Source organism: Kitasatospora sp. NPDC001119, assembly GCF_053598475.1.
On record NZ_JBSFKI010000039.1, the window covers coordinates 55,508 to 62,212 of the forward strand.

The following is a 6,705-nucleotide window of genomic DNA, read 5'->3' on the forward strand; positions in this document are numbered from 1 at the left end:
TCACTGGTGGAGGCGGATGCTGGTGGGGACGAGCTGGCCGCCGAAGGTGGTGGTGAAGGTGGTGCGGTGGCCGTACACGCCGCTCCGGCCGTCGGCGATCGGCAGGGCGTCGGCCGCGCGGAAGAGCGCGGCGGCGGCCCGGTTCCAGGTGCCGCAGCCCGTCGTGTCGGTCTCCCGGAGGGCCTGGGCGACCAGGGCGTCGTACTCGGGGTTGCGCACGCCCGCGAAGTTGAGGCCCTGGGCGGGGGTGGGGCCGGAGAAGAAGGGGATGAAGCCGACCGGCAGGGCGAAGCCCGGCGAGGTGCCGACCACCACGTCGAAGTCGGCGCTCTGGTACATGGCGTTGACGAGGGCGGGCAGGCTCTCGCTGACCAGGTCGACCCGCGCGCCGAGCGCCGTCCACTGCCGGGCCATCAGCTCGGCGACGGAGGAGAGGGTCGGGCCGAGGTCGGGGCTGGTGATCAGGCGGAGCCGCAGCGCCCGGCCGTCCTTGGTGAGCGGGCCGCCGGGGGAGCGGGTCCAGCCGGCCGCGCGCAGGGCCTCGGCGCCGTCCTGGGCGGGCAGGTTGGCGTCGGCGAGGTCGGCGTGGCAGAGGGCGCCCTCGGCGCCGAAGTCGGTGGCGGGGCGGCCGGTGCCGCCGACCGCGACGTTGGCGAGCCCCTGGCGGTCGAGGGCGGAGACCAGGGCGCGGCGCAGTGCCGGGTCGGCGAGGGCCCGGCCGGGGCGCTGGTTGAAGAAGGTCAGCCCGACCACGGTGGCCACGTCGGTGACGGCCAGGCCGTGGCCGGTGAGCCGGGCGCGGTCGGGACCGTTCACGTTCGCGATGTCGACGCCGCCGGTGAGCAGCAGGTTCGCCGCGGTGGAGGCCTGGGGGACGACGGAGATGACGATGCGCGCGGGGAGGCCGGGCGCCGCGGTGGTCGCCCCGGCGGGCCCCCAGGTGTAGCCGTCGCGGACGGTGAACTCGTAGGGCCCGCCGGGGGTGTAGCGGGTGAGCACGTAGGGGCCGGTGCCCTGGGTGGTGCGGTCCAGCGACCGGGGGTGGTCGAGGCCGGCCGGGCAGACGATCGGCAGCAGGCCGATGCTGCGGGTGAGGAACGGGAAGGGAACGGTGGTGGTCGCGGATACCGTGCCGGTCGTGTCGTCGGCGGTGGCGGTGAACGGCACGTTCGGCAGGACGGTCTGGGCGCCGGCGAGCTGGTTGGCCGGGTCGCCCGCGTAGCTGAGGGCCCGGGCGACGGCGGAGGCGGTGAGGGGTGTGCCGTCGGAGCAGGTGACGCCCGGGCGGAGGGTGAAGTCGGCGGTGGTGGCGGTGGCCTGCCAGGACGTGGCCAGGCCGGTGACCAGGGTGCCGTCGGGGGCGACGTTCACCAGGGAGTCGTAGGCGTAGCGGGCCTGGGAGGCACCGAAGGTGGAGTACGGGTCGAAGCTCGGGGTCTCGCCGGCCGCCGCGATCCGGACGGTCCCGCGGTCCACCAGGGGGGTGCTCGTCGAGGACGTGGCAGTGCTGCCGCAGCCGCTGAGCGCGAGGGCCGCAGCGGTCAGGGCGGCCGCGAGGGCGGCCGGCGGGGGGCGACGGAGCATGGCGTCATGGTGCCACCGGGCCTTGGCGATGGCGAGTCAACTTACATGGGGGAAAGGCGTGTTCGATTCAAGGGGCGCAGTGCTCCCGCCTTGTGGGGAGCGGTGGGCGCCGGGGCGCGGGGCGCGGCGGCGGAGTGCCCCTGGTTCACTCTTTCGAGGGGTGTCGGGGCCTGTCCGCCGTCTGCCGGGTGACCTGGCGGTCCGTCGTCGCCACACTGTGTCGACATGACGACGAACGAGCCGGGCCGTGAGGTGGGCCATCTGGCGGACCGCTACTGGGAGTTCCTGCTGGAGCGGGAGCCGTTGCTGCGGGTCCGCCAGGGGCTCCCGGTCGAGGCGCTGCCGGGGGCGTCGCTCGCCGAGTCCGAGGAGCGGGAGCGGTTCGCGGCCGGCGTGCTGGAGCGGATGCGGCCGCTGGACGGCGCGGAGCTGTCCGGCGCCGATGCCGACACCGCGGCCGTCCTCGTGGCGCTGGCGGAACAGGAGTTGCGCGCCCACCGGTGGTACTGGCTGACGCCGGCCGCCACGCCGTACCGGCTCTTCCCGCTGTCGCTGTACGTCGATGCCGTCCTGGGCGCCTTCCGATTCGCCGAACCAGCCGACGGTGAACGGTACGTGGCGCTGGTGCACGACCTCGCGCGGGTGGTCGGCTCGATCGGTGACAAGGTGGCCGGCCAGGCCGCGCGCGGTTTCCGGGTGCCGGCGCCGGCCCTGGCCGGGGTGCGGGCCACGGTCGAGGGTCTGCGGTCCTCCGCCGGGCGCCGGGTCACGGTGGCGGACGACCGGCTCGGTGGGCTCGGGCCGGCCGGGCGCGGACGCCTCCGGGACGGTGTCCGGCGGCTGGTGGAGGCCGAGTTGGCGCCGGCCTTCGACCGGCTGCTCGGGTGCGTCGACGACCCGGCGTACCCGGGAGGGGCGCCGCGGGACGTCGGGTGGGCGCACTACGAGGGCGGCGAGGAGGCCTACCGGGACTTCGTCCGGACCCACACCGGGAGCGACACCGGTCCCGAGCGGCTGCACGAGCTCGGCCGCGACCAGTGCCGCGAACTAGCCGAGCGGATGCGGGAGGTGCGCGAGGCCCTCGGCTTCCACGGCACCGAGGCCGAGTTCCACGAGCGGCTGCGGACCGAGCCCCGCTTGTACGCCCGGACGCCCGAGGAGGTCGAGGCCCGGTTCCGCGGCCACCTCGACCGGCTGGAGCCGCGGCTGCCGCAGTGGTTCGCCACCTTGCCGGCCGCCCCGTACGGGCTGGCCCGCCTGGATCCGGCGCTGGAGCCGGGGATGACCTTCGGGTACTACGAGGCCCCGACCGCGGCCAGTGCGGTCGGGCGCTACCGCTACAACGGCTCGGACCTGGACCGGCGCTCCCTGATCGGCTCGGCCTCCCTGATCTACCACGAGCTCGCGCCCGGGCACCACTTCCACCTCGCCCGGCAGGCGGAGGACGCCGCGCTGCCGCGACTGCGCCGCGAGGCGGCGGAGTTCGGCGCGTTCAACGAGGGCTGGGCCGAGTACGCGGCGGGGCTCGGCTGGGAGATGGGCCTCTACGAGGACCCGTGGGACGCGTACGGGCGTCTCGCGCAGGAGCGGTTCACCGCGCAGCGGCTGGTCGTCGACACCGGGCTCAACCTCGGGACGATGGACCTGGCGGGGGCGCGGGACTTCATGCGCGCCAACTCCACCGAGGAGGACGGCCAGATCGCCTCGGACCTGTTGCGGTACTCGACGGACCTGCCGGGGCAGGCGCTCTCCTACCGCGCGGGCTACCTGGAGTTCGTCCGGCTGCGGGCGGAGGCGGAGGCCGGCCGGGGTGCCGGGTTCGACGTGCGGGCCTTCCACGAGGCGGTGCTGGGAGGTGGCGCGCTGCCGTTCCCCGCCCTGCGCCGGCGGGTCACGCGGGAGCTGAAGGTCGTAGCCGATCAATAAATATTACTATCTGACAAATTGCTTGGCGTACATACAAGCGATCGTTCTGGGTTATGTTCAGATTGCACTCGCACGAGTGAATCCCCTTGGGAGCATTTGGTTTTGGTGAGCTCGACTCGACTACGGTGACGGAGGATCGGGCGGTGGACCCCATCGGCGAGGAGTTTCGGTTCCGCGGGAAATCCGCGAGGGGAGCCGGTCATCCCGCGAGGCGGGTACGTCCGTCCGTTCTGCTGTGTGCGCTCCGGAGTCCGAAGCGCCCGGATCCCCTGTCATCCGTCTGCGTAGAGAGATGGGAACACCATGCCGCCCGTAGTTCCGCCGTTCCTGATCGGTCTCGTCGTCGCGCCGCTGGCCAAGCGCCTCCTCAAGCCACTGGTGCGCGGTGTCGTCAAGACGTCCGTCGGCATCGTCATGGAGGTGAAGAAGGCCGCCCACGAGGCCGGCGAGAACATCCACGACCTCGCGGCCGAGGTGGCCGCCGACGTGGTGGCGGCCCAGGTCGCCTCCGGTGAGGGCCACCGCGCCGCGGAGGCCACTGCCCCGTTCGAAGAGAAGGCCGGGGCGACCGCCCCGGGCGACGCCGAGGCGAGGGCGCCGAAGATTCGCGCGAACGCCGGTGCTGGAAAGGCACACTGACGCACCATCATCTCCTGACCCGCCGCCTGGACGCACACCGCGATCGAACTCGCGCGCCGTGTCCACGCGGCGGTCGGCCGAGGGCCTTCCGGCCGCATCGGCCGCCCGTTCAGAATTCCGCTCCGTCGCAGTGTTCCGTCATGCCCGATGGCGGATCGTTCGCGACCTCTGCAAACAGGTGATCGTACACATGCCATCTCTGCTGGGTGCCGCGGCCGGATTCCGCTCCGTGGATCCGGACGTGAGCCCGCGCTCGGTCATTCCGGGCCGCCAGCGCTGGGACGTCAAGCTGGTCCTCGGACGGCCGAGGACGGCCGAAGTCCTCGCGGCGGCGCTGCGTCGCGTCCCCGGGATCACCGAGGCGCAGGCGAACCCGATCACCGGTGGGGTCCTCGTCCGGCACGAACCGCTGCTGCCCGCCGCGGACGTCGGCCGGATCCTGCGCCGGGTGGTCGCCCGGGTCGCGGAGGGGCCGGTCAGGGCCGCCCCGCCGGCGGCGGCCCGGCCCGCCGCCGGACCGGGGACGCGGCCGGACCGCGCTCCCGTCCTGCGCCCCGTCCTCGCCGTGGGCGGCGGGGCGGCGGCCGGTATCGCGCTGATCCGCGGGTCGGCGCTGAGCAGGCAGCTGGTGGCGCTCGGCGGGGTCGCCGTCGCGACGGCCGCCGTCGTCCGGACGGCATGGCGCCGAGCGGTCGAGCGGACCAGGGAGCTGTCCGGGTCCGGCACCGGCCGGCACCCGCTGCGGGAGGTCGTCGGGCCGCACCGCCGGCGCCTCTACCGGGCCTCCGCGCTCTCGGTCGCCTGCCAGGTCTCGGAGATGGCGCTCGGCACCTTCCTCGGCTGGACCGCCCTGGTCCTCATCAAGGGCGAGGCCGCGCCGCTGGTCCGCTTCGGCCTGACCACCGCCACCGCCCAACTCTGGGGCCTGGCAGGGCTGGTGACCGTCGCCTGTGCCGCCGTGGCAGGCCTCTCGTACGCCTCGAACCTCCAGTGGCGCGGGCTCGGCCAGGACATCGAGCACGACTGGCGCGGCCGCACCTACGCCCATGTGCAGCACCTCGAACTGGGGCAGCTGGAAGGCGAGCGGACCAGCCGGATCGCCGGCGTGCTCACCGACGACGTCCGGCAGCTGGGCAGCTTCTTCGCCACCTCGGCCAACGACGTGCTGCAACTGGGCACCAGCCTGGCCCTGTTGGTGCCGGCGTTCCTGCTGCTGGCCCCGCAGATCGCCTGGATCGCGTTCCTGCCGATCCCGGTCATCGCCTGGCTGTCGCTCCGCTACCAGGACAGGGCCGCGACCGACTACGCCGTCTCCGGCGAGCGCCGGGCCAGGCTGCACAGCCAGCTGGTGAACACGCTGGAGGCCGGCGCCACCGTCAAGAGCTTCTGCACCGAGGACTACGAGGCCGAGCGCATCGACCGGCTCAGCGGGGAAGCCCAGGAGAGCAACCGGCAGACCGACCGGGGCACGATCCGACACGCCGAGGTCGTCCGGGTCTGCACGACGAGTTCGATGGCCGGCACCCTGCTGCTCGGCGGCCGCTCGGTGCTCGACGGCACCCTGCGGTTCGAGGTGTTCAGCCCGCTGATCGGGCTGCCGCAGATGGTGATGCTGCGGATGAACCGGCTCGGCGGCATCGTCGACCAGTACCAGCGCACGCTCGCCGCCTACGACCGGGTCCACCGGCTGGAGGCCCTGCCCGCCGAGACCGAGGGCACCGGGGGAGCGCTCGACGTCGCGACGGTGAAGGGCGAGATCGTCCTCGACGGCGTGACCTTCGCCTACCCCGGACGGCCGCCGGTCCTGGAGGACCTCTCGCTGACCATCCCCGCCGGGCGGGTCACCGCCCTCGTCGGCGCGACCGGCTCCGGCAAGACGACCGTCGCCAAGCTGCTGATGCGGTTCCAGGACGCGGAGTCCGGCAGCGTGCTGCTCGACGGGCGGGACGTGCGCGACCTGCGCCGGCGCGACCTGCGCCACGCGATCGGGTTCGTCGCCCAGGACGCCTTCCTCTTCGACGGCACCATCGCCGACAACATCCGCTACGGCAGTTTCGGCGCCTCGGACGAGGCCCTGGTGGAGGCGGCCACGATGGCCGAGGCCCACACCTTCATCGCGACGCTGCCGGACGGCTACGACACGGTGATCGGTGAACGCGGCGCCGCCCTCTCCGGCGGCCAGCGGCAGCGGATCGCCCTGGCCCGGGCGATCCTCAAGGACGCGCCGGTCGTCGTCCTCGACGAGGCCACCTCGGCCGTCGACAACGAGACCGAGGCCGCCATCCAGCGCACGCTCCGGGTCTTCGCGGCCGACCGCACGATGGTCGTGATCGCCCACCGGCTCTCCACCGTCCGCCACGCGGACCGGATCTACGTCATGGACAAGGGCGGCGTCGTGGCCGAACAGGGCACCCACGACGAACTCATCGCCCGGCACGGACTCTACGCATCCCTCTGGCAACTCCAGGCCGGCGAACTCGCCGCCTGACCGCACCAGGCCGCTCCGCTCGCCGACAGCGTGATGCCACCCACCAGGCCGCTCCGCTTGCCGACAGC

Annotated in this window: 4 protein-coding genes; 3 read left to right on the forward strand and 1 reads right to left on the reverse strand. The window is 73.6% G+C overall.

All coding sequences use genetic code 11. From position 1 onward, the window contains the following. Complete coding sequence (locus ACWDD9_RS35070; RefSeq protein WP_449813880.1) at positions 1-1,584, reverse strand: ABC transporter substrate-binding protein; 1,584 nt, start codon at positions 1,582-1,584, stop codon at positions 1-3. A gap of 225 nt (positions 1,585-1,809) precedes the next feature. Here ACWDD9_RS35070 and ACWDD9_RS35075 point away from each other — a divergent pair, with 225 nt between their 5' ends. The 3 genes from ACWDD9_RS35075 to ACWDD9_RS35085 all read left to right on the forward strand — a co-directional run bounded on the left by ACWDD9_RS35075 (position 1,810) and on the right by ACWDD9_RS35085 (position 6,637). Further along, positions 1,810-3,510 carry a DUF885 domain-containing protein gene (locus ACWDD9_RS35075; RefSeq protein ID WP_449813881.1) on the forward strand — a complete coding sequence of 567 codons (1,701 nt, stop codon included), beginning with the start codon at positions 1,810-1,812 and terminating at the stop codon, positions 3,508-3,510. A gap of 303 nt (positions 3,511-3,813) precedes the next feature. Then, positions 3,814-4,149 carry a DUF5132 domain-containing protein gene (locus ACWDD9_RS35080; RefSeq protein WP_074005859.1) on the forward strand — a complete coding sequence of 112 codons (336 nt, stop codon included), beginning with the start codon at positions 3,814-3,816 and terminating at the stop codon, positions 4,147-4,149. Positions 4,150-4,339: 190 nt separating this feature from the next. Further along, complete coding sequence (locus ACWDD9_RS35085) at positions 4,340-6,637, forward strand: ATP-binding cassette domain-containing protein (RefSeq protein WP_449813882.1); 2,298 nt, start codon at positions 4,340-4,342, stop codon at positions 6,635-6,637. Positions 6,638-6,705 lie beyond the last annotated feature (68 nt).

What these genes read in the sequence shown, in the direction of transcription:
- ACWDD9_RS35070 (WP_449813880.1), bottom strand. Translation starts at nt 1,584, where the DNA reads ATGCTCCGTCGCCCCCCGCCGGCCGCCCTCGCGGCCGCCCTGACCGCT.
- ACWDD9_RS35075 (WP_449813881.1), top strand. Translation starts at nt 1,810, where the DNA reads ATGACGACGAACGAGCCGGGCCGTGAGGTGGGCCATCTGGCGGACCGC.
- ACWDD9_RS35080 (WP_074005859.1), top strand. Translation starts at nt 3,814, where the DNA reads ATGCCGCCCGTAGTTCCGCCGTTCCTGATCGGTCTCGTCGTCGCGCCG.
- ACWDD9_RS35085 (WP_449813882.1), top strand. Translation starts at nt 4,340, where the DNA reads ATGCCATCTCTGCTGGGTGCCGCGGCCGGATTCCGCTCCGTGGATCCG.